The 24681-nt window shown below is 64.7% G+C and carries 11 protein-coding genes; 8 read left to right on the forward strand and 3 right to left on the reverse strand.

Translation table 11 applies throughout. From position 1 onward, the window contains the following. Nucleotides 1–81: 81 nt before the first annotated feature. On the reverse strand, nucleotides 82–1095 hold the full coding sequence (locus FDY95_RS15340; RefSeq protein WP_138079030.1) for a GntR family transcriptional regulator: 1014 nt from the start codon (nucleotides 1093–1095) through the stop codon (nucleotides 82–84). Between the two features lie 364 nt (nucleotides 1096–1459). Further along, nucleotides 1460–3568: a bifunctional aldolase/short-chain dehydrogenase gene (locus tag FDY95_RS15345; protein ID WP_138079032.1), complete on the reverse strand. Its 2109-nt coding sequence runs from the start codon at nucleotides 3566–3568 to the stop codon at nucleotides 1460–1462. A gap of 237 nt (nucleotides 3569–3805) precedes the next feature. On the opposite strand from FDY95_RS15345, the gene rhaT reads away from it, so the two are divergent. The 8 genes from rhaT to FDY95_RS15385 all read left to right on the forward strand — a co-directional run bounded on the left by rhaT (nucleotide 3806) and on the right by FDY95_RS15385 (nucleotide 21176). Then, entirely contained in the window at nucleotides 3806–4933 is a 1128-nt protein-coding gene (gene rhaT, locus FDY95_RS15350; protein ID WP_138079033.1) for an L-rhamnose/proton symporter RhaT, read from the forward strand. Nucleotides 4934–5600: 667 nt separating this feature from the next. Beyond that, nucleotides 5601–8804 carry a SusC/RagA family TonB-linked outer membrane protein gene (locus FDY95_RS15355; protein WP_138079034.1) on the forward strand — a complete coding sequence of 1068 codons (3204 nt, stop codon included), beginning with the start codon at nucleotides 5601–5603 and terminating at the stop codon, nucleotides 8802–8804. A 97-nt stretch (nucleotides 8805–8901) separates the two neighbouring features. Then, entirely contained in the window at nucleotides 8902–10446 is a 1545-nt protein-coding gene (locus FDY95_RS15360) for a RagB/SusD family nutrient uptake outer membrane protein (RefSeq protein ID WP_138079036.1), read from the forward strand. Between the two features lie 96 nt (nucleotides 10447–10542). Further along, on the forward strand, nucleotides 10543–13953 hold the full coding sequence (locus FDY95_RS15365) for a DUF4450 domain-containing protein (RefSeq protein WP_212744909.1): 3411 nt from the start codon (nucleotides 10543–10545) through the stop codon (nucleotides 13951–13953). Nucleotides 13954–14121: 168 nt separating this feature from the next. Continuing rightward, entirely contained in the window at nucleotides 14122–16275 is a 2154-nt protein-coding gene (locus FDY95_RS15370; protein WP_246074048.1) for a hypothetical protein, read from the forward strand. Between the two features lie 592 nt (nucleotides 16276–16867). Then, complete coding sequence (locus FDY95_RS15375; protein ID WP_138079038.1) at nucleotides 16868–18526, forward strand: glycoside hydrolase family 28 protein; 1659 nt, start codon at nucleotides 16868–16870, stop codon at nucleotides 18524–18526. 198 nt (nucleotides 18527–18724) lie between these two features. After that, complete coding sequence (locus FDY95_RS15380; protein ID WP_317129493.1) at nucleotides 18725–19972, forward strand: glycoside hydrolase family 88/105 protein; 1248 nt, start codon at nucleotides 18725–18727, stop codon at nucleotides 19970–19972. 379 nt (nucleotides 19973–20351) lie between these two features. Then, nucleotides 20352–21176: a hypothetical protein gene (locus tag FDY95_RS15385; RefSeq protein WP_138079040.1), complete on the forward strand. Its 825-nt coding sequence runs from the start codon at nucleotides 20352–20354 to the stop codon at nucleotides 21174–21176. A gap of 302 nt (nucleotides 21177–21478) precedes the next feature. Here FDY95_RS15385 and FDY95_RS15390 read toward each other — a convergent pair whose 3' ends face one another. After that, on the reverse strand, nucleotides 21479–24472 hold the full coding sequence (locus FDY95_RS15390) for a glycoside hydrolase family 2 TIM barrel-domain containing protein (RefSeq protein WP_138079043.1): 2994 nt from the start codon (nucleotides 24470–24472) through the stop codon (nucleotides 21479–21481). Nucleotides 24473–24681: the final 209 nt, after the last annotated feature.

Genomic DNA, 24681 nt, shown 5'->3' on the forward strand with positions numbered 1-24681 from the left:
GTTCATCTGCGCCCAACACCAGAAAAACCCGGCTATCTTCACTCGCGACCCGAACCACCTCACGCTGGGACTATACAGTTGCTACAACGACCCCCGGCGGATGGTGTAGAACGGGTTTTTGATTTTGTCGCGCCGACCCTGCAGCAGCATTTCCGCCGCCGTCTGGCCCATGGCCTCGAAGTCGGTGGAAATGACGGTGATGCCCAGCAGCTCCTTCAGGGTGCTGGTGTTGAAGGACAGGATGCCGATTTCGCGGCCCAGCAAAAAGGGCGTCTGCCGCACTTTCTTGATAAGCTCGGCCAGGTCGGTGGTTTCCACTACTACGTAGGCGGTGCCGGCTTCCAGCACCTCGTTCATGGCGTTTTCCTTGATGGAAAACTCCTTCCCGTGCTTGGCGCAGAAGGTGCGGAAGCCCCAGCCGATTTCCACCGGGTAGTTGTTGCCCACGCTCGGCAGCACCAGCACCAGCCGGTGGTACTTGGCCAGCAGGTCCTGCACGCCTTCCAGGGCCCCGAAAATGTCCTTGTCGAAATCCTGGAACACGGCCAGGGTGGGGTGCTTCAGGTCGGGAATATCCTTGTCGAGCAGCACCAGTTCCCCGGCTGGAATGTTATTCAGAATCGTTTTGAAATCCACCTTATCCAGATCCTGGGTAAAGTGGGGCATGATAACGTAATAATTGTATTTGCCGAGGCTTTTTTCCATGATATCCTGAAACAGGCTGGCGCTGTGGTGGTGAATTTGTAAATCCACCGTTGCCCGGTCGCCCAGGGCGTTCAGGAAAGAGTAATAAATAATTTTTTTGTAGGAGCTTAATTTATTGAATACCAGCAAAATCTTCAGCTTGCTGGCATCCGTGGCCTGCACGTAGTAGCCCTTGCCCTGCACCGACACGATGAAGCCGCGGGCGCGCAGCTCGCGGTAGGCCTTTTCCACGGTGTCGCGGGCCAGGTAATATTCGGCGCTCAGCTCGCTGATGGAGGGCAGCTGGTCTTCGCGCTTAAGCACGCCGCGCTCAATGTCGGTAATGACCGACTGCACGATCTGCTTGTATTTCGGGGTTTTATCAAACGGCTTGAACTGCAGTTTGTACATCGGAGGCTGCTAGGTGGCAAGGCCGGTTCGCCGGTATTTCCGCCGCCGCCGGCGCGAAGCTGGCGGCGGAGTGAAGCGGCACCGTGGGAAAGTGCCGGGCAAACCAGGGTGGAGAGGAGGTCTGGAGTAGACAAAACTTACTCAAATCAACTGAAAATAGAAAATATGTTAATTGTTTATTTGTGCAAACGTTGTCGGGAACGTTGCCATAAATAGTATTTCATTGATTTAAAATAGCGGCTTGATATTACTCAGAAAATAGTTGTCGGGCAGCATATGAAAAATAAAAAAGCCAGCCAAACGGCTGGCTTTTTTATCCCACAACGCACGCCGAAAAAACGCGCGTTTCCCTTTTTTCAATTCGTTAGCGCACGAAGGCCATGGCCACGCCGCCGTCCACGTTCAGCACGTTGCCGGTCGACTTCGAGAGCGAGCCGTCGACGAACACCAGCACGGCTTTGGCAATGTCTTCGGCCAGCACTTCCTCGCCCAGCAGGGTGCGCTTGGCGTAGTGCGCCGGCAGGTCTTCCACCGATACCCCGTAGGCCTTGGCGCGGCCGGCCGCCCAGTCGCCTTCCCAGATTTTGCTGCCGCGCAGCACGGCGTCGGGGTTCACAGTGTTAACGCGGATTTTGTCGGGACCCAGCTCGGCGGCGAGCAGGCGCGACATGTGCAGCTGGGCGGCTTTGGCGGTGCCGTAGGCCACGTTATTCGGGCCGGCCACCAGGCCGTTTTTGCTGGCAATGTTCACCACGTCGCCGCCCAGGCCCTGCTGGCGCTGGATTTCCACCGCGTGCTGGGTTACCAGGAACTGGCCCTTCACCAGCACGTCGTTCAGGATGTCCCAGTCGGCCTGGGTCGTCTCGCTCAGCGGCTTGCTGATCGACAGGCCGGCGCAGTTCACCACGATGTCCACGCCGCCGAACTGCAGCACCGACTGGCGCAGCGACTCGGCAATGCTTTCGGCGCTGGTCACGTCGATGGGGGCGGTCAGGGCGTTGTCCTTGCCGTAGCGCTGGCGCAGCTCGGTCTGGGTTTCTTCCAGCCGGTCGCGGTCGGTAGCCACCACGCAGGCGCCGTTTTGCAGCAGCACTTCGCAGATGGCCTTGCCGATGCCGCCGGTGCCGCCGGTCACGTAGGCCACCTGGCCCGAGAGGCTCTTGGGCTTGGGCATGCGCTGCAGCTTGGCTTCTTCCAGCAGCCAGTACTCGATGTCGAAGGCTTCCTGCTCGGGCAGGCCCTGGTACTCGCTCACCGCTTCCGCGCCCTTCATCACGTTGATGGCGTTGGTGTAGAACTCGGCGGCTACGCGGGCGGTCTGCTTGTCCTTGGCGAAGGTGAACATGCCCACGCCGGGCCACAGAATCACCACCGGGTTCGGGTCGCGGCGGGCGGGCGAGTTCGGGTGCTTGCTGCGCTCGTAGTAGGCGGTGTAGTCCTGGCGGTAGGCCTCAAACTGCTCCTGCAGGTACTCCTTCACCGCGGGCAGCGGCTGGTGCATCTGGGCCGGGTCGAGGACGAGCGGGCGGATTTTGGTGCGCAGGAAGTGGTCGGGGCAGCTGGTGCCCAGGCGCGCCAGGCGCGGCAAATCGTTGGAATTCACAAACTCCAGCACGCGCGCGTCGTCGGTGTAGTGGCCGAGCATGCGGCGGTGGCCCGAGGCGAGGCCGCGCAGGGTGGGCATTACGGCGGCGGCCTGCTGGCGGCGCTGGGTGGCGTCCAGGGTCTGCTCCTGCTTCACGCCACCGAAGACGGGGCGCTTCTTGCCGTAGTTTTCTTCGAGGTAAGCCGCGGCCTGCTCGATGACTTCCAGGGTGTTGATATAGGAGTCGTAGCTGGTGTCGCCCCAGGTGAAGAGGCCGTGGCCGCCGAGGATGACGCCGCGCAGGCCGGGGTTGTTCTTCACCGTTTCCTCCAGCTTCAGGCCCAGGTCGAAGCCCGGGCGCTGCCAGGGCAGCCAGGCCATGGTGTCGCCCCAGATCTGCTTCATGATCTGCTCGCCGTCCTTGCTGGCCGCAATGGCAATCAGCGCGTCGGGGTGCAGGTGGTCGATGTGCTTGAAGGGCAGCAGGCCGTGCAGCGGGGTATCAATGCTGGGCGCGGCGCACTTGGGGTCGAACAGGCAATGGTCGAACAAAGCCACCATCTCGTCCTCGAACTCCAGGCCGCGGTAGCGCTGCTTCAAGGCGTGCAGCTTCTCCACGTAGAGGTTGGCGCAGCCGGCCTTGGTGAGCGTGCCGATGTCGCCGCCCGAGCCTTTCACCCACATTACTTCCACCGGCTGGCCGGTGACGGGGTCGGTTTCGATGATTTTGCACGAAGTATTGCCGCCGGCGTAGTTGGTCAGGCGCAGGTCGGCGCCCAGCAGGTTCGAGCGGTACAGGAACAGGGCTACTTCGTCGCCGGCCAGCTGGGCGGCCTTGGCCTCGTCCCACAGGTAGCTGACGTGCTGGAAGGTGAGCGTTTTTTCCATAGTGCGCCTTGGTTGAATGTCGCGGAGAAGGGTAAGGGAATTAGCTTTGAGACAAAGTACGTCCTTACCCGGGCCCCCCACATCCTGCACTCTCCTGCTCAACCCGAAAATATTTGGCCGAAGGCGAGTGGATTAAGGCTGGTGAGTAAGCATTTACTCGGAATCAGGAGGGAGCAGGAGAGTTCGGGCCATTTTTAAGGGCAGCTTTGCCTAATACCCACCAATTCCACACTCGTTATGGCCGTCCTCTGGGGAGTCATTCTGCACGCACTGGGAGGCTTTGCCTCGGGCAGCTTCTACCTGCCCTACAAGAAAGTGAAGGGCTGGGCCTGGGAAAGCTACTGGCTGGTGGGCGGCATCGTTTCCTGGCTGGTGGCGCCCATCGTGTTGGGCCTAGCCACCGTGTCGGACCTCTTCCAGGTGCTCGGGCAGGCTTCGGGCTCCGATCTGGGCTGGGTGTACTTCTGGGGCGCCATGTGGGGCCTCGGCGGGCTCACCTTTGGGCTGGCCATGCGCTACCTCGGCCTTTCGCTGGGCATGGCCGTCACACTGGGTTTGTGCGCGGTGTTCGGCACGGTGGTGCCCCCGCTCTGGAAAAGCGAGTTTGCCCAGCTGCTGGGCACGCCCTCGGGCCGCATGATCCTGATTGGCCTCGCGGTGTGCGTGATGGGCATCCTGATTTGCGGGGTGGCGGGCATGATGAAGGAAAAGTCCCTGTCGACCGAGCAGAAGCAGGCCAGCATTGCCGAATTCGACCTGCGCAAGGGCCTGCTGGTGGCCGTGTTTTCGGGCATCATGAGCGCCTGCATGTCCTTCGGCCTCGACGCGGGCCAGGGCATTGCCGACCTGGCGGTGCAGCACGGCACCGACCCGCTGTATAAAAACAACGCCATCCTGGTGGTGGTGCTGCTCGGCGGGCTGACCACCAACGGCCTCTGGTGCCTCTACCTGAACTTCAAGAACAAGACCTTCTCCGACTACACCAACGTGTCGGCCCCGGTGGCGCGCAACATCTTCTTCTGCGCCCTGGCCGGCCTGACGTGGTACCTGCAGTTCTTCTTCTACGGCATGGGCGACACCCAGCTGGGCGACTACCGCTTCTCGGGCTGGACGCTTCACATGGCTTTCATCATCACCTTCAGTTCTTTGTGGGGCCTCTACCTGCACGAGTGGCGCGGCGCCAACCGCCCCACCATGCGCACAGTGGCCATCGGGATTCTGGCGGTGGTCTTCTCCACGGTCATCGTGGGCTACGGCAATTACCTCGGCTCGGAGAAGCCGGCCGAGGAAGCCAAACTTCCGGAAACCGGCCAGCCCCAGGCCCGTACCAGTACCGACGCTCCTGCCATGCTAGCTCGGCAGTAAGGCGCTGAATGTTTTTTGATTACCTGTTCCGATTACCCTGAGTGAGTGAAGCAAAAGAGGTCGGCCCGGCAGGGGCCGACCTCCTTTGTTTTCGGGGCTTTGGGGCCGGGCCGATTAGCGCAGCTGCTTAGCCCTCTTGCGGCACTTCAGCACGCGAGAATAGCCAGGGCGAATTGCGCACCCGCAGGCGGGGCAAAAGGCTTGGCTGGAAACGCGCTCCGGTACACAAGTAGTCGATGCTGCTGCGCGCGGTGGCTTGGCTGCCGAGGCAGCGCGTGGGGCGGTGCATAGCGCGTGAGTGAAGGCGGGTGGAACAGCAGCGCGGGCCCGCCACGACCAAGCACCGGCAGAGCGGGCAATAACGGCAGCAGCGGCTGGAATCGGGTTCGAAGACCAAGCCGGTGGCTTTCGGGTACTCTCCTGCCTGCCGGGGCCTGCGGGGCAAAAATTCTGGTTTTGCAATGTTTGGGGAGGCGACTCCGGGCGGCGTTACCACAAACGTTTGGGGTAAATCGGTGGGTGAAGGCTGGAAAACGGTAGGGATGGCGCCAGGGATAAGTGAGTACTCGGTCACCAGCCAGCAGTCTACAGGACAGTTTGGGTGCGGCAGGCCGATAGTTTGGCCTTCAGAATCAGACGTCTTCCCACTCTTTTTCACCCATAGGTCATGAAGAAATTTTACAATTGGCACCGCTACCAGCCCGCAGCCGCGCTGACGCTGCTGCTGCTGACGGCGCCGGGCGTGGCGCCCCTCGCCGCCCACGCCACCGAGGCCCCGGCCCCCGAGTGGCAGCTCACGGGTCGGGTCGTATCCAGCAAGGGCGAGGGTCTGCCCGGCGTCACGGTAGCCCTGAAGGGCACCACCCGCGGCGTTACTACGGGCGTCGACGGCAGCTTCGCCTTGTCGGTGCCCGAAACGGCCGGCACGCTGGTGTTCAGCTTCGTGGGCTTTCAGACGGTGGAGCGGCCGTTCAACGGCACCCAGAGCTTCGATATCACCCTGCAGGACGACACCAAGGCCCTGGAGGAAGTGGTGGTGGTCGGCTACGGCACCCAGAAGCGCAGCGACGTGACCGGTGCCATTGCCACCCTCGACGCGACCAAACTGGAGGAGCGCCCCATCACCCGCGTCGACCAGGCGCTGGTGGGGCAGCTGGCCGGCGTGCAGGTGCAGCAGAACACCGGCCTGCCCGGCCGCGGCTTCAACATTCAGGTGCGCGGCAACGGCTCCATCACGGCCAACAACCAGCCGCTGTACGTCATCGACGGCTTCCCGCTGGAGGGCACCTCGCCCAACGGCAACGGCAACTTCGCCACCGGCTCCCCGCTCGACAACATCAACCCCAACGACATTCAGTCGATTGAGGTGCTGAAAGACGCCGCCGCGGCCGCCATTTACGGTTCGCGCGCCGCCAACGGGGTCATCCTCGTCACGACCAAGCGCGGCAAAACCGGCAAGCCCCAGATCAGCTTCAATACCTACGCCGGCATCTCGCAGCAGGCCAACCGCCTGGACCTGCTCTCGCCCGAAGAGTGGGTGACGCGCTCCACCCAGATCATCAACAGCGCCTGGGTGCGCTCGGGTACGGGCCGCACCGCCGACCAGACCACGGCCCAGCGCATGGCCATTCTGAACCGGACGACCATCGACCCGGCGCTGATGATTGACGACCGGTGGCTGGACCCCAACCACGAGGGCCTGGCCTACATCGACTGGCAGGACGAGATTTTCCGCACCGGCAAGGTGCAGAACTACCAGGTGTCGGCCAGCGGGGCCACCAACAACGTCAACTACTTCCTCTCCGGCAACTACACCAACCAGCAGGGCATCGTTATCGGCGTCGATTACAAGCGCTACTCGGGCCGCGCCAACGTGGAGGTGAAAGCCTCGGACAAGCTGAAGTTCGGCCTGAACATGACCCCGACCTACTCCGTGTCGCGCGACCCGGGCGTGGAGGGCAAGGACAACCTGGCGCAGAAGTTCATCACCATGGTGCCGGTGGCCGAGGCCTCGGCCGGCATCTACTCCAACTACGGCGAAAACGACCGGTACCTCTGGGCCGGCTCCAGCATCAGCCCGGTGGGCGAGCTGCAGAACCGCCAGCAGCGCACCACCACGTTCCGCTCCCTGAGCTCGATGTACGGCGAGTACGAGCTGGTAAGGCACCTGCGCGCCCGCGTATCGGTGAACCTGGACAACACCGACGCCCGCTCCAAGAGCTACATTCCGAACTCCAAGCTGGTGGGCTCGGGCGCCACGGGCACCTACAGCGGCTACCGCAAGCAGGCCTTCGTGAACGAAAACACGCTGACTTACGCCAACGTCATCGGCGACAAGCACGACATTTCGGCCCTGGCCGGCTACAGCTACAACTTCTTCAAGACCGAGACGGACAAGCTCAAGTCCTCGGGCGGCTTCGTGAACAGTGCCGTGACCACGCTGAACGGGGCCACCAACATCACCGGCACCGCCGACAACGGCACCTCGGAGACGCAGAACGTGCTCATCTCGTACTTCGGCCGCCTGCAGTACGCCTACATGGGCAAGTACCTGCTCACGGCCAGCGTCCGCCGCGACGGCAGCTCCCGCTTCGGCTCGGAGCGGCGCTGGGGCGTGTTCCCGGCCGCGTCGGTGGGCTGGCGCATCTCCCAGGAGAATTTTATGCAGAACGTGACGCCGGTGAGCGACCTGAAGCTGCGCGGCTCCTTCGGCATGTCGGGCAACAACGGCATCGGCGACTACAGCAGTGTGCCTACGCTCGGCATCTACAACTACTCCTTCGGCGGGGCCGTGGCCAGCGGGCAAGCGCCCAACAAAGCCCCGAACGCCCAGCTGCAGTGGGAAAAGTCGCGCACCTTCGACGTGGGCCTGGACCTGGGCCTGATCAAGAACCGCGTGTACGCCTCGCTGGACTACTACACCAAGACCAGCAAGGACCTGCTGCTGAACGTGCCGCGCGTCAGCGCCTCGGGCTACGAGTCGCAGCTGGTGAACATCGGCGAGGTGCAGAACCGCGGCTGGGAAGTGGAGCTGAAAACCCGCAACCTGGCCAGCGGCGGCTTTGAGTGGAACACGTCCTTGAACTTCGCCCACAACCAGAACGAGGTCAAGCACCTCGGCCCGGGCGACGCCACCATCGAAATTCCCTCGCCCTACGGCGCCAGCAGCACCCTGCTGATGGTGGGCCAGCCGATGTACTCGTTCTACGCCATCAAGCAGACCGGCATCCTGACCCAGGCCGACGTGGACGGCGGCGCGCCCGTGATTCAGGGTGAAACCGTGGGCGACCCGAAATACCTCGACGCCAACGGTGACGGCGTCATCACCGACCAGGACCGCGTCATCATCGGCCGGCCGAGCCCGAAGTACACCTGGGGCGTGACCAACACCTTCAGCTACAAGGGCTTCGACCTGAGCGTGCTGGTGCAGGGCCAGAACGGCGGGCAGCTGTACTCGCTCATCGGCCGCGCCATCGACAACAGCGGCATGGGCTACAACCAGAACGTGCTCGGCACCCAGCGTGACCGGTGGATCAGCCCCGAGCAGCCCGGCGCGGGCCTGCGCGGCAAAGCCAACATCAACTTCTCGCCCCTGAAGAGCGACTCCTGGCTGTACTCCACCAACTACGTGCGGGTGCGCAACATCACCCTGGGCTACAACCTGGGCAACGTCATCAGCAAACGCGTGGCGCAGGGCGCCCGGGTGTACTTCTCGATGGAGAACTTCTTCGGCCACGACAACTACACCGGCGGCTACAACGTGGACGCGGTCAACTCCGACACCGGCGGCGGCGGCTTCTCCGTGGGCACCGACTACGGCGGCCTGCCGCTGACCAAGTCGATGACCCTGGGCCTGAACGTGACTTTTTAAATGGGTAACACGTGACAGGTGACAAGTAACAGGGCTGTTCGATCAGCCTGTCACGTGTTACCTGTCACCTCATCACCCCATCCTCCTGCAAAATCCCATGAAAAAGATATTTCTGCTGCTGGCGGCGGCCGTGCTGCTGACCGCCACGGGCTGCGAAGACCTGAACCAGGCCCCGCTGTCCTCGGGCTCGGTGCCCACGTTCTACAAGTCGGCCGACGACTTCAACCAGGGCCTGAACGCGGCCTACAACAGCCTGCGCGCCTGGCCCGACCGCACGCTGACCATGTCCGAAACGCGCTCCGATAATATTTACGGCGTGTCGGCGCAGGGCATCCGCACCTGGGAGCCCATCAACAACTTCTCGCTGGGCGTGGTGGCCAACGAATACCCCGCCGACGCCTGGAGCGCCGATTACCTGGCCATTTACCGGGCCAACATCCTGCTCGACCAGCTGGAGCAGAACGGCACGGTGCTCACTGATGCCACCCGCAAGGGCTTCGACGCCCAGGCCCGCTTCCTGCGCGCCTTCTTCTACTTCGACCTGGTGCGCTACTTCGGCAAGGTGCCGCTGGTAGACAAGCCCCTGGAGCCCCAGGAAGTGGCCAAGATCGGACGCACCCCGGTGGCCGACCTCTACACCCTGATCATCAATGACCTGCAGACGGCGGCGGCCAACCTGCCCGCCTCCTACGCTACCACCGACGTGGGCCGGGCTACCTCGGGCGCGGCCAAGAGCCTGCTGGCGCTGGTGTACATGACGCGCTCGGGCTCGACCTACGGCAGCGTGCAGGGCCCCGGCCTGGGCACCAACGACTACGCCACGGCCCTGACCCTGCTCAACGACGTCATCAACGGCGGGCAGTACCAGCTGATTACGGCCGCCGGCACCTCGCCCAACGCCTACGCCAACGTCTTCTCCTACACCAACGAAAACAACCGCGAGGTGATTTTCGACGTGCAGTACATCAGCGGCGGCGTGGGCCTGGGCGCCAGCTACCCCTCCATCCTGGTGACCAACAACTACTTCACCTCCATCGGGGTGGGTACCACTTTCGGCACCGGCGACGAGCTGCGGCCGGCGTCCAACAGCCTGCTGAACTCCTACGGCACCGGCGACCTGCGCAAGGCGGTGAACTTCCAGGTAGGCTACACCGCCGGCACGGCCGTGGAGACCCGTGCCGCGTTCAAGAAGTACATCAACGGCACGCTGCGCGGCACCACGCGCACCGACTGGCCCATCAACTTCATCGTGCTGCGCTACGCCGATGTGCTGCTGCTCAAGGCCGAGTGCCTGCTGCGCACGGGCGACCAGGCCGGGGCGCTGGCCCTCGTCAACCAGATTCGTCGCCGCGCCTACGGCCTGGCCATTACCACGCCGAGCACCGTGGCCGACCTGACCTCGCTCACCCTGGACCAGCTGCTGGAGGAGCGCCGCCGCGAGTTTGCCGGCGAAGGCATCCGCTGGCACGACCTGGTGCGCTCGGGCCGCGCCGTCGACGTGATGAACGCCTGGGTAGTGGCCGACGACGCGAGCAACCGCATCCGCAAGCCGTTGACCGCCAACGATGTGCTGTACCCGGTGCCCCAGCAGGAGCTGGCCGCTTCGTCCTACTCCTACGAGCAGAACCCCGGCTACAACTAGCCGCCCTTTGACACCCTGAGTAAGCCCGGTTTTCGCCTCTGCTGGCGGAAATCGGGCTTCCTATCTTTCGCCCGCCGTTTCTCCTTTCCCCGGCCAATGGTCGACCCCCAACACCTGGCTTACCCTTCCGCTTACCGGCTTTTGCGGCCCGGCCGGCACCTGCTGCGCGGCCTGAGCTGCGTGCTCGGGCTGCTGATTTCGGGTGGTTTTGCCGCTGCCCAGGCACCCGCGCCGCCGCTCTGGCACGGGCAACAGCGCACGCTGCGCTACCGCCCTGCTGGCGAGGATTTCGTCATTCGCAACGGCCAGCGGCGCTTCACGCGCGCCCTGTACGGCACCCATACCGCCTTCCGCGTTGAAGCCGGCGACCTGCCCGAGTTTGCCCTGTACCTGCCCGGCATGGGCGGCAATCTGAAGTTTGGCCTCGTGGCCGGCGGGCGCAGCAAGTGGCTGATCGAGGCCGACAGCATCGAGGCGCGCTACCGGCCCGGCACCATGCTCTACCGCATTCAGGATGCGCTGCTGGGGCCGCAGGGCCAGCTGCGCCTCACCGTGCTGCCCCTGGCCGACGCCGAGGGCATGCTGGTGCGGGCCGAGTTTGAGCGCGTGGCGCCCGGCGCGGTGCAGCTGGTGTGGGCCTTCGGCGGGGCCACGGGCAAGAAGTTCAGCCGCGACGGCGACATTGGCGCCGACTCCGAATCCAGCTTCTACCTCAAGCCGGAGTACTGCCAGGACAACGCCTTCGAACTGCGCGCCAACGCCTTCACCCTGACCTACGGGCAGCCGCCCAAAAACGCGCCCGCCGCCCCGCGCCCCCAATTGCTGGGCCTGGGCCCCGCGGGCGGCGCCACCCACCTCGGCGACGCCACGAGGCAGCAGACGCCAGCGCAGTTCTGGGCCGCCGCCGCCTCGGCTGCGGCGCCGGTGCTGGCCGGCCAGGTGACTGCCAAACCCGGGCAAACGCTGTACTTCGCCGTGCAGAGACCTGCGGAGAAGGCCACGGGCCACGCCGCCCCGCAGCCGCTACGCTACGCCGACCTGCCCCGGGCCTTTGCGCAGGCCGAGGCCGTCCGGCAGCAGCTGGCCGGGCGGGTGCGGGTGAGCACGCCCGATCCGTATCTGAACACCCTGGGCGGGGCGCTGAGCGTGGCCGCCGATGCCATCTGGGAGGCGCCCTCGTACATGCATGGCGCGGTGGCCTGGCGCATGCGTCTCAACGGCTGGCGCGGCCCCTACGCCGCCGACCCGCTGGGCTGGCACGAGCGGGCCCAGATGCACTTTCGCGCCTACGCCCAGTCGCAGCTCACCCAGCCCGAAATCGGGCCGGTGGTGATGGACACGGCCCTGAACCTGGCCCGCTCCCAGGAAAAGCTGGGCACCAGCGTCTACTCCGCAGGCTACATCAGTCGCAACCCCGGCGGCGACCCGCGCGCCCACCACTACGACATGAACCTGGTGTTCATCGACGCGCTGCTGCGCCACTTGCGCTGGACCGGCGACCTGGCTTTCGCCCGCGAGATGTGGCCGGTGCTCACGCGCCACCTAGCCTGGGAAAAGCGCAACTTCGACCCCGACAACGATGGGCTCTACGACGCCTACGCCGCCATCTGGGCCTCCGACGCCTTGCAGTACAGCGGCGGGGCCGTCACGCACTCCTCGGCCTACAACTACCTGGCAAATAAAATGGCCGGCGAGCTGGCCGCCCTCATCGGGCAGAACGCGGCGCCGTATCAGCAGGAGGCCCGCAACATCCGGCAGGCGCTGAACACGCGCCTGTGGCTGCCCGCGCAGGGCTGGTACGCCGAGTTTCAGGACGCGCTGGGCCGCCGGGACCTGCACGCGGCGCCGGGCCTCTGGACCATCTACCACGCCCTCGATTCGGAAGTGCCGGATGCATTTCAGGCTTATCAGGCCACTCGCTACATGGACACGCAACTGCCGCATATCCCGGTCGTGGCCGAGGGACTGCACGAGAACGGCCTGTACCTGCTTTCGACCACCAACTGGCAGCCCTACGACTGGTCCCTGAACAACGTGGTGCTGGCCGAAAACCTGCACGCCTCGCTGGCTTACTGGCAGGCTGGCCGCCGCAATGATGCCTTTCTGCTCTGGAAAAGTGCCCTCATCGAGAGTATGTACCTGGGCAGTAGCCCCGGCAACTTCCAGCAGATCAGCTTCTACGACGCCCACCGTGGCGAGCTGTACCGCGACTTCGCCGACCCCATCGGCGTGGCGGCCCGCTCCCTGGTGGAAGGCCTGTTTGGCATCCGCCCCGATGCCTTGCATGACACCCTGCTGGTGCGCCCCGGTCTGCCCGCCGCCTGGGACTCGGCCGCCTTGGTAGTGCCCGACGCGACCTTCCGCTTCCGCCGCCAGGGCCAGCACGAAACCTACCAGCTCACGCAGCGCCTGCCCAAGCTCCTGGCCCTGAAGTTACAGGTGCCTGCCTTGGCCACCGAAGTGGCCGCCGTGACGGTGAACGGGCAGCCGGCCGCCTGGCGCAACGTGGACGCGGCCGTGGGTCGGCCCCTCATCGAAATCAGCAGCGCGGCGGCCGAACGGTACGTAGTGGAAATCCAGTGGCGGGGTGCGGCCCCGGTACTGCGCGTGTCGGCTGCCGATAGTACCGATGCGGCGGCCCGGCAGCCGGGTAGTCGTACCGTGTTCGTGGCGCAAAGCCAGGGCGCATTGCGCTGGTGGGCGCCGCTGCATGTGGCGCCGTCCGCCGCCTCGGTTGCCGGCAAAACGGCCGCCGCTGCGCCAACGGCCCGGCGCTGGGAAACGCAGGACCTCACGCGGCACTTCAACGACCAGGTGACGAGCATCTTTCAGCCCAACAAGTACCTCGCGCCGCGCCCCAAGGGCCCCACACTGCAGCTGCCCACCCAGGGCATCGGCAACTGGTGCTACCCGCTCACGCAGGCCAATATTGACGACGCGGGGCTGCGGCAGTTGGCGGGGAGCAAGGGCGAAATCCGGCTGCCAGCGGGCGTGCCGCTGCGGACGCCGGGCGGGGCGGGGGCGTGGAACGTGTTGTTCGTGTCGCAGTGGAGCAACTACCCCAAGGAGGCCACCGTGGCACTCAAGGGCCGGGCCGGGCACGCCTATTTGCTCATGGCCGGCTCGACCAACCCTATGCAAAGTCAGCTCGACAACGGCGAAGTGCTGGTGCAGTACACCGACGGCACCACGGCGCGGCTGGCGCTGCGCAACCCCGAGTCGTGGTGGCCCATCGAGCAGGACTACCTGGACGACGGCTTCGCCTTCCGCCTCGGCGTGCCGCACCCGCTGCGGGTGCACCTGAAAACCGGCCGGGTGGTGCCCGGCGGCGAGTTTGACCAGTACACCAGCATCAAGGGCTTCAGCACCCGCGCCATCGACGGCGGCGCGGCCACGGTGCTGGAGCTGCCCCTCGATCCAAAAAAGAAACTTCGCAGCCTCACCGTGCGCGCCCTGGCCAATGACGTGGTCATTGGGCTGATGAGCGTGACGCTGGCGCGGCCCTGAACTGTGCCAAACGGCCGTCATGTCGAGCGAAGTCGAGACATCTCGCGTGCTGAAGACCGATAGTAACTTCTTGTTCAACGAAGGCATTACTATCCGGCGAGATGTCTCGACTTCGCTCGACATGACGGTCTGACGGCCTGCTGAAACATTGCCACTCCAACCCAACTCATGCCCAACACCCGCTTCCTTTTTCTGTTCCTGCTCGGCCTCGGGGCCGCCACTTTTCCGGCCGCCGAAACGCTGGCCCAGGCCATCAACCGGCAAGCGGTGGTGGAACGCCACAAGGTCGTGAACACCACCACCGATTCGCTGGCTTCGCTGAACGTGGGCAACGGCGCTTTTGCCATGACCGTCGACGTGACGGGGCTACAGTCGTTTCCGGAGTACTACGCCAAGGGCGTGCCGCTGGGCACGCAGTCGGAGTGGGGCTGGCACAGCTTCCCCAACAGGGAGGGCTACAAGGTGGAGGAGGCCCAGCGGCAGTACGAGCTGAACGGGCGCAAGATTCCCTACACCGTGCAGGTGAAAACGCCGGAGCGCAACAAGCAGGCGGTGGACTTTCTGCGGGCCAATCCGCACCGGCTGCAGCTGGGCAACCTGGGCTTCGTGCTGCTGAAAAAGGACGGCTCCCGGGCCGGCATCAAGGACCTGCGGGAGCTGCGGCAAGAACTGAACCCCTGGACGGGCGAAATCAGCAGTCATTTCACGCTGGAAGGCACGGCGGTGGACGTGGTGACGGTGGGCCACCAGCAGACGGACGCGGTGGCGGTGCAGGTACGCTCGGGGCTGGTGAAGCAGGGGCGGCTGAAGGTGTTTCTGCGCCTGCCGTACCCCACCGCGCAGTGGGACGACGTGGGGGTGAACTACAAGGACGCGGACCGGCACCAGTCGACAATCGAGTGGGAGCGGGGGAACATGGCCGTGGTGGCGCACCGGCTGGATGCGGACCAGTACCAGGTGATTTTCGACTGGAACGGCAAGGGCAAGCTGGCGGCCGGCCCGCAGCCGCACGAGTTCGTGCTGACGCCGGATGGCAAGCTGGACGTGCTGGAAGTCAGCGCCCGTTTCAGCCCGCCGATGACCTACAAGCTGGGGCCGCTGGGCTTCGCTGCGACGCAAAAAAGCAGCGTGGCGGGCTGGAAAAGCTTCTGGCAGAGCGGCGGGGCCGTCGACTTCGGGGCCACCGCGGACCCGCGGGCCAAGGAGCTGGAGCGGCGCATGATTCTCTCAGAGTACCTGATTCGCAGCCAGGAGACGGGGCAGTTTCCGCCCCAGGAGACGGGGCTGGTGTACAACAGCTGGTACGGCAAGCCCCACCTGGAAATGCACTACTGGCACGCCATGCACTACGGCCTGTGGGGCCGCACCGACCTGCTGCAAAAGAGCCTCGACTGGTATTTGCGCCCCGAAATCATTGCCGGGGCCAAGGCCATTGCCCAGCGGCAGGGCTTCGAGGGGCTGCGCTGGCAGAAGATGACCGATAACCAGGGCCGGGAGGCGCCTTCGTCGGTGGGCGCGTTTCTGATCTGGCAGCAGCCGCACTTCATCTACCTGGCCGAGCTGGTGCGCCGCGACAATCATCCCGAGGCGCAGAAGAAATACCAGGAGCTGGTCTTCGCCACGGCCGATTTCATGGCCTCGTACCCGTTCTACGAGCAGGCCAAGGACCGGTACATCCTCGGCAAGGGGCTGATTCCGGCCCAGGAGCGGTTTAAGGCCGAAGAAACCTTCAACCCCACCTACGAGCTGGTGTACTGGCACTGGGCCCTGACCACGGCCCAGGACTGGCGCAAGCGGGCCGGCCTCCAGCCCAACCCCAAGTACGCCGAGGTGCTGCAGAAACTCGCCAAGCTGCCCGAGGCCCAGGGCGTGTACCTGGCCGCCGAAAGCGCCCCCGATTCCTACACCAACCCCGAATTCATCACCGACCACCCCTCGGTGCTCGGGGCGCTGGGCATGATGCCCGGCACCGGGCAGCAGGACCTGGCCACCATGCGCCGCACCTTCGATTTGGTGTGGAAGGGCTGGAACTGGCCGCACACCTGGGGCTGGGACTTCCCGATGACCTCCATGACGGCCACCCGCCTGGGCCTGCCCGACAAGGCGGTGGACGCGCTGCTGATGCCCATCAAAACCAACACTTACCTGCCCAACGGCCACAACTTCCAGGACGACCGGCTGCGCCTCTACCTGCCCGGCAACGGGGGGCTGCTGGCCGCCGTGGCCCTGATGTGCGCCGGCTACGACGGCAGCAAAACCGCCAACCCGGGCATTCCGCAGGGCTGGAAGGTGAAGTGGGAAGGGCTCAAGCCGATGCCGTGACCTCACCCCCCGGCCCGCTCTCCTTAGATGTCGCGCATCAAGCGAGGAAGGGGGAGCCAGACGAGTGGTTTTTGCGGAAACTAACTATCTGCTGACATCGGCTTAGCAGTTGCTGACACACGGTAAATGCCTGCTTGCACGCGCTAACTGCGTGCTGACACGCGGTAAATGCTTGCTCGCACGCGGTAACTGTCTGCTGACACACGGTAAGAGCCTGCTCGCACACGATAAACGCGAGCTGACATGCGGTAACTGCCTGCTCGCACACGATAAATACTTGCTGACATGCGGTAACTGTCTGCTTGCACATGGTAAATGCTTGCTCGCACATGATAAATGTCTGCTCGCACGCAGTAAATGTCTGCTCGTAGGTGGTTAGCGTGTCCTCGTAAATGAAAACTGCCTGCTCGCGAGGCCCAAATACTTCCTCGTAAGTAGTTAGAGTGCCCTCGTAAATAAAAACCGCTTGCTCGTAGGCCCTAAATACTTCCTCGTAGATGCTTAGAGCCTTCTCGTAGGGCCCAACTACTTCCTCGTAACTGCTCAAAGCCTGCTCGTAGGGCCTGAATGTCTGCTCGTACCTTCGCTTTCCATGAAATACCCGCTTTTCCTGGCGCTGCTGGCTTCGGCCAGCTTGCCCGCCGCTGCCCAGTCGTTTACTCCGAACCTGCCCAAGGTCAACCTGACCGAGTTTCGGCGCGACACCTTCAATGTGACCAAGTACGGCGCCGTGCCCGACGGGCTGACGCCCAGTACCCAGGCCCTGCAGCAGGCCATCGACGCCTGCGGGCAGCGGGGCGGGGGCGTGGTGCTGGTGCCGCGCGGGCACTGGCGCACGGCGGGGCTGACGATGCGCTCAGGCGTGAACCTGCACCTGGCGCCGGGCGCGCTGCTGCAGTTTTCGGCCAACCGCAACGATTATCCGCTGATTAAAACCAACTGGGAGGGGCTGGCGGCCGTGCGCAACCAGGCGCTGATTTACGGCAAAGACCTGGAAAACGTGGCCATCACCGGCCGCGGCATCCTCGACGGGGCCGGGGAGGCCTGGTGGATGGTGCAGAAGGGCCGCACGCCGGAGGGCGAGTGGAAGCAGCTGGTGGCCTCGGGCGGGGTGCTTAACGAAAAGCAGGACCGGTGGTACCCCTCGGCGCAGTCGCTGGCCGGCACCAAGGTGAAGGAGGCGGGCGTCATTACGGAGGAGAAAAAGGAAATCAAGGACTTCGAGGAAATCAAGGACTACCTGCGGCCCGATTTCCTGGTGCTCGACGGCTGCCGGCGGATTCTGCTGGAGGGCGTGACTTTCCAGAACTCCCCGGCCTGGACGATTCACCCGATGATGAGCCAGGACGTGGTGGTGCGCGGCGTATCGGTGCTGAACGGGCCCTACACGCCCAACACCGACGCGCTGGATTTGGAATCCATCAACCGCGGGCTGGTGGAAAACTGCACCTTCAGCGCGGGCGACGACGCCATCTGCATCAAATCGGGGCGGAACGAGCAGGGGCGGCAGCGGGCTATGCCGACGGAAAACATTTTGGTGCGCAACTGCACGGTGTACCGCGGGCACGGCGGCTTCGTTATCGGGAGTGAAATGTCGGGTGGGGCGCGCAACATCTGGGTGCAGAACCTCACCTTCATCGGCACCGACATCGGGCTGCGCTTCAAGACCACCCGGGGCCGGGGCGGGGTGGTGGAAAACATCTTCATCGAGAACGTGGACATGAAGGACATTCCCGGCGAGGCCATCCTGTTCGACATGTACTACATGATCAAGGACCCCACGCCGCAGGTGGCCGGCTCGAAGGAGCGGCCGGTGTCGCCAGCCCAGCCGGTGGGGGAGGGGACGCCCGCCTTTCGTAAGATTTCGATGCGCAACGTGACCTGCAACGGCGCCCGCACGGCCTTTATGGTGCGCGGCCTGCCCGAGCGGGCCATTGAGGACATCAGCCTGGAAAACGCCGTGCTGCAGGCCGATAAGGGCCTCGTCTGCATCGAAGCCAACCGTATCAGCCTGCGGAACGTGACCTTGCTAAGCCGGCAGACCGACCCGGTAATGGAAGTCCACAACAGCCAGAACATTACCCTCGACGGCATCAAATACGCGCCCGGCGCGGCGGTGCTCCTGCGCGCCTCCGGCACCGAGAAGGCCAAGGATATCAAGCTCAGCAACACCGACGTGAGCCAGGCCAAGCTGCCGGTGGAATTTGGCGCAGGGGTGAAGAAAAAGGCCGTCACGGTGGCGAAAAAGTAGCTCCCGCTGCAACGCGGCGGCGGCCGGATGGTCAATCAGCTTACCACTTTGGCATCAACTGATGGATTAACTCAATCCGTAAACAACACTACCAACTACGCCGGCGGCGGGGCATGACAGCACATGACGCCGCTTCCCGCCTCTGCTGGTAATCTTGCTGAACGAGTTTCCACACACAGACTTCTCTTCGATTTTCCTATGCGCGTTTACTCCTGCCTGCTACTGGGCGCCCTGCTGCTGAGCGGGGAGCTGACCCAGGCTCAGACCAAGACCAAAGTCAAGACGAAAGGCCTGGCGGTGGCGCCCGCCGTGGCCGCCGCGCGGCCCTGGTCGCAGCGCATGGCCGACTCGTTTATGAAGCTCTACCCCGACACCATTCCGCCGGAGCGCAACCGGGCGGCCCGCTGGGGCTACGAGCACGGGCTGATGCTCAAGTCTATCGAGCGGGTGTGGCAGCGCACCGGGGAGCGGCAGTACCTGGATTACGTGGTCAAGACCATGGACTACTCCATCGGGGCCGACGCGGGCATCCGCTACTTCAAGATGGAGGACTACAACCTCGACAACATCAACGCCGGGCGGGTGCTGCTGGCCCTGTACCAGCAGCCCCAGCTGCCGCGCCGGGAGCTGTACCGCAAGGCCGCCGAAACCCTGCGCCTGCAGCTCGAAAACCAGCCCCACACTTCTGAAGGCGGTTACTGGCACAAGAAGCGCTACCAGAACCAGATGTGGCTCGACGGGCTGTACATGGCCGAGCCCTTCTCCGCCGAGTACGCCAAACTCTTCAACCAGCCCAAGGATTTCGACCACGTGGCCCTGCAGTTTGCGCTGGTGGAAAAGCACCTGGTCGACCCCAAAACCGGGCTGCTCTACCACGGCTGGGACGAGGCCAAAACCGAGAAGTGGGCCAGCAAGGAAACCGGCCTCTCGCCCAACTTCTGGAGCCGCGGCATCGGCTGGTACGGCATGGCCCTGGTAGACGTGCTCGACTACTTTCCCAAGGACCACCCGCAGCGCAAGAACCTGATCAGCTACCTGCAGCGCCTGGCGCCGGTATTGGCCAAGTACCAGGACCCCAAAACCGGCGGCTGGTGGCAGGTGACGGACCAGGCCGGCCGGGCCGGCAACTACATCGAAACCTCCGGTACCTGCATGTTCATCTACGCCCTGCAGAAGGGCGTGCGCCTGGGCTACCTCGATAAAAAGTACGCCGCCGTGGCCCAGAAGGGCTACCAGGGCGTGCTGACGCAGTTCGTGGCGCCCCAGCCCGACGGCACGGTGGCCCTGAACGGCACGGTGAGCGTGGGCGGCCTCGGCGGCAACCCTTACCGCGACGGCAGCTACGAGTACTACCTCTCAGAGCCCATTAAGCAAAACGACTTCAAGGGCCTCGGCCCGTTCATCATGGCCAGCATCGAAATGGAAATAGCCGCGAAGGGCAAGTAGGCCGATGCCTATACTGCTTGAGGCGCGGAAAAGGCGAGGAAGCCGGCCGCCTTGGCAACTCCAGCCGCGGCGCAGCGCCACGGCAGAAGCCTACGCCCAGACGAAATGAACCCGAGCTCCGGAGGAGCGGCACCCTGACCTGCGCGGTTAGGGTGCCGCTCCTCCGGAGCTCAGGTCGTTCTTGCTCTTGTCGTTCTATTGACGTGGCGCCGCGCCGCGGCTGGGGCATTGCAGGTTCCGGCGTGGCTCTGACCACTACCGGCAGCGGCAAAAACTGCCGGGCGCGTGCTACCTTGGCCCGGCCGCTACCCGGCCCGACCGTTGGCCCGTCTTCTGCGTACCAGCGGTGTTATCGTCTCTTCAAACCATTGCCCGCGCCATGCTGCCCATCCGTTCGTGGTTTACTTTCCGTCCGCGCCATTTGTTCGTCGCTGCGCTGCTGCTGCCGGCGGGGCTGGCCAATGCCCAGACGCCGGCGGCGAAGCTGGGCAAAGTCACCCCGTACCCGGCCGGCAAGGACTTCAACCAGGTGGGCTCCGATGCCCGCGCCGTGGCCCTGGCCGACAGCGTGATGCAGGCCATGGGCGGCTACGACGCCTGGCAGCAGACGCGCTTCATCGGCTGGGAGTTTTTCGGCGAACAGTACCAGGTGTGGGACAAGCAAACCAACGACTTCCGCTGGCAGAAGGGCGACCTGGTGCTGACCGGCAACCTGAACTCGCGCAGCGGCAAAGCCTACAAAGCCGGGCAGGATATCAGCGAAACCGACGAGGGCAAGAAGCTGCTCACCAACATGTACGCCACCTGGGCCAACAACTCCTGGTGGCTGCTGATGCCCTTCAAGCTCAAGGACTCGGGCGTGAAGCTCGTCTACAAGGGCCCGGGCAAAACCATGCAGGGCAGCCCGGCCCGCGTGGTGGAAATGACCTTCGAAAACGTGGGCGTGACGCCCAACAACCGCTACGAAGTGCTCATCAACCCGCGCACTTACCTGGTGGAGGAGTGGGCCTTCTACCGCAACGCCGCCGACGCCGCGCCCAGCTTCCGCCGCCAGTGGAGCGACTACCGCCCCTACGGCCGCATCCTGCTCGCCGCCAACCGCTCGGACGGCAAGGATGGCCGCCGGCTGAACAGCCTCGCCGTAGCCGCGAAAGTGCCCGCCGGCTACATGCAGAGCCCCAAGCCGCAGGAGAAGCTGAAGTAGCGGGCGGTTAAACCTGCTGTCATTGCGAGGCGCAGCCGAAGCAATCGGTCCTGGTCTCAGGCCCCACGGCAACACCGGCAGCCCGTCCAATCGGTCCTGGTCTCAGCGCAGGCTGCAACACTGGCAGCACGCCCAATCGGTCCTGGCCAACGCGCTGACCAGACAGGAAGCCACCGCCCGAAACCAGCAACTGCAGTTTCGGGCGGTGGCTTTTTGGCGCTTCTGCCAATGTTATCGTTTGGCCTCAGACCAGGACCGATTGCCGCGCTTCGCTCGCAATGACTGCCGGTGCTGCCGCCGCCTCAAAACAAGTCGTCCTTGGCCGGGGCGGTGTAGGGCTGGGGCGTGCTGCTGACGGGCGGCAGGCCGAAGAAGAAGTACAGCGTGCGTTTTTTGATCCCGTTGAGGTGATTCAGCTCACTCTGCGGGCCGAGGGCGGCGGTGTTGGCGTCGATGTTCAGGGCCAGCTTGGTGCCCAGCGGCGGAATGGCGTCGAGAAAGGAGAGGTTGCCGACGGGCAGCGCCGGGTGGGGCTGGACCCCCGAGAGGCCGTAGAAATCGAACAGGCGCACGTACAGGCCGGCCTCGGGCGTGGCGACGAGGAACTTACCCTCCACCGTGTTCAGCTCCAGCCAGCTGATATCGGCGAAGTAGCCCTTGAACTCGGGGTACAGCCAGGGGGCGGCGCCGGTCTGGGTGTTGTTGTAGGCGTTTTCCCAGGTATCGAGCGTGACGCCCTGGGGACGGTTTTTCCAGACGCGGTAGGGGCCCCGGCCCAGCCACCGGGCGCCGAGTACGTAGTTTTCGGGGTAGCGGAACGAGAGGCCGGCGAAGGGCAGGTCGCCCGCGGCGGCGTACTCGTAATCCAGCTGCAGCCAGCCCGAGCCGTAGAGCTTCCAACGCACCAGGCGCAGGTCGCCGGCGTACCGGGCTTCCACCACTTCGCCATCGGGCTCCGAGCGGCGGGTGAGGCCCTGGAAGGTAGCCGCGCCGCTCACCAGCAGCGGGCCGCCGCCGAAGCTGAGCTTGTCGCCGTTGTTGCCGCGCAGGCCGGTGAGGCGGCCGGTCTGCCGGTTCCAGCCCACGGTGATGCCGGCCGCCTTGAGCGTGAGCGTGGAGTCGGTTTCGGTGGCCTCGACCGGCTGCGCCCCGGCGGCCAGCGTCACGATGCCAGCCAGGGCCTGGCGGGCGGGGCCGGTGCGCCAGGTCCAGCGGTACACCAGGTTCTTTTGCGCGTCGAAGGCGGCTAGCTGCAGCGCGTCGTAGCGCCGCCAGTCCCGGGGCAGCTCCAGCTGCAGCCGGCCCCGGGCCAGCGGGGACACATCGGGGCTGGCGGCGCGGCCCCGCTGCAGGCTCACATGCCCGCTGAACGCGTCGCCGGGCTTGCGGAAGTTCACCAGCTCCCACTGGAAAAAGCACTGGCGCAGGTTCAGAAAGTGGTAGCGGTTCTCGACCTCGATAACGCCCCGGAAATCGGCCGGCAGCTCGGTGGCCGGCTCCGCCGAAGCGGCCCCGCCGGCCGCTGAAGCAGCCTGAGCTGTGGCGGAGGCCGGCGCGAGGCCGGCGCCTTTGCCCCGCTTCGTCGCCTTTTTACCGGGCTGCGCTGCTCCGGTTACGCGCACCCGAATCGGCGCGAAGATTTCCCGGATGGCGTAGAAGCTGCCTTCCTTTTCGCGGTGCGGGCCCAGCACGCCGTCGGGCGCATTCACCCCGTTCACGTCGATGATGCCGCGCTGGTCGGTGCGCACCAGGCCCTCGTCGACCAGGGCCCAGAGGAAGCCGCCGCCGGAGCGCGGGGCCTGCCAGTGCAGCTCCCAGATATCCTGCAGTCCGGCCGCGCCCCCGCCGTCGTCCTGGCAGTGCAGAAACTCGGTGGGCATGTAGATCAGCGAGTCGGTCAGGATTTTCTGCGAGCTGTAGAAGTTCTCGTAGTGGTTGGTGTCGATGCCGTTGTGCTGGTTGCCGGGGCGGTGGTGGGCGTGAATGACGGACCGCTTCGACAAATCGTACAGGGCAAAATCGTCGTCCAGCTCCTTGTTGGTGCCGCCCTCGTTGCCGTTGCTCCAGAACAGGATGCTGGGGTGGTTACAGTCGCGCTGCACCATCTCGCGCACCAGCGGGGCGCCGGCCGCGGTGCTGTAGGCCTTTTGCCAGCCGGCCAGCTCGTCGAGCACGTACAGGCCCAGCGAGTCGCAGAGCTCCAGGAAACGCCGGTCGGGCGGGTAGTGCGACATGCGCACCGCGTTCATGTTCATCTCCTTGATGAGCCGCACGTCCTGCAGGTGGATGGCGTCGTTGAGGGTGCGGCCGGTTTCGGGCCAGAACGAGTGGCGGTTGGTGCCCTTGAGCTTCACCTGCGTGCCGTTGACGAAAATGCCCCGCCCGCGCCGGATTTCGATGCTGCGGAAGCCGAACCGCTCCTCCAGCTGGTACAGCACTTGCCCGCCGGCCCGCAAACTCACGCGGGTGCGGTACAGCTCGGGCGTTTCCGAGGTCCACAGCCGCGGCTTGCCGACGACGGTTTGCACCTGCACCAGCGAATCGGTGGGCTGGGCCGTGCCCCGCGCCGTGCCCACCACCTGGCCGGCGGCGTCGAGGATATCGGCCTGCACCTCGGTGGCCTGTCGCAGCCCGCGCACGAACACGTTCAGCCGGAACGAGCCGTCGGCGCGGGCATCCACGGCCAGGTGGGGAATGAACTGCTCGGGCACGGCCTCCAGGTACACCGGCCGGAAAATGCCGCCGAACACCCAGTAATCGGCCAGCCGCTCGGCGTTGTTCACCGACTTATCGGCCGACATCTTGCTCACCGTGACTTCCAGCAGGTTGGGCTGCCCGGCGGGCCGCAGCTTGTCGGTAATGTCGTAGCGAAACTCGTAGAACGCGCCCCGGTGCGTAGGCCCGGCCGGCTGCCCGTTTACCCGCACCTCGGTGTCGGTCATCGAGCCATCGAACACGATAAACACCCGGCGCTGCTGCCAGTCCGGGGGCGTACGGAACTCGTGCCGGTAGCGGCCCTGCTCGTCGGCAAAGCGGAAGTTCTTGCCGTAGGTTTTGTAGTCGCGGCCGTAGTTGTAGGAGCCGAAGCCCTGCTGCTCCCAGCACGAAGGCACCGGAATGGTGGTCCAGACGCCGCTCTGCCGGCCGCCGGTGCAGTAAAAGTCCCAGGCGACGGTGCGGGTGTTGTCGGGGCCGGAGAGGTACTGCCGCTGCCGGGTGGGGGTGGTTTGGGCCAGGACGGCCGTGGTCCAGCACAGGAGCAGACCGAAAAGCCAGCGGGTGAGCAAGGAGGGCATGCGCGGGAGGGAAGGCAGGTTGCGGTGCCCGCAACATAGTGGCCCGTTCCCCCGCAAGCCGCCTGTAGTGTCCTGCTTTGGGTGAGGAGCCAGGAGCCAGGAGCTAGGAGTTAGAATATCGTGCAAATCCGCAACCCTACGCCTCCAAGGCCATACACTCCTGACTCCTGACTCCTGACTCCTGACTCCTGACTCCTGACTCCTGACTC

The organism is Hymenobacter jeollabukensis (assembly GCF_005771675.1).
Lineage (GTDB): Bacteria > Bacteroidota > Bacteroidia > Cytophagales > Hymenobacteraceae > Solirubrum > Solirubrum jeollabukense.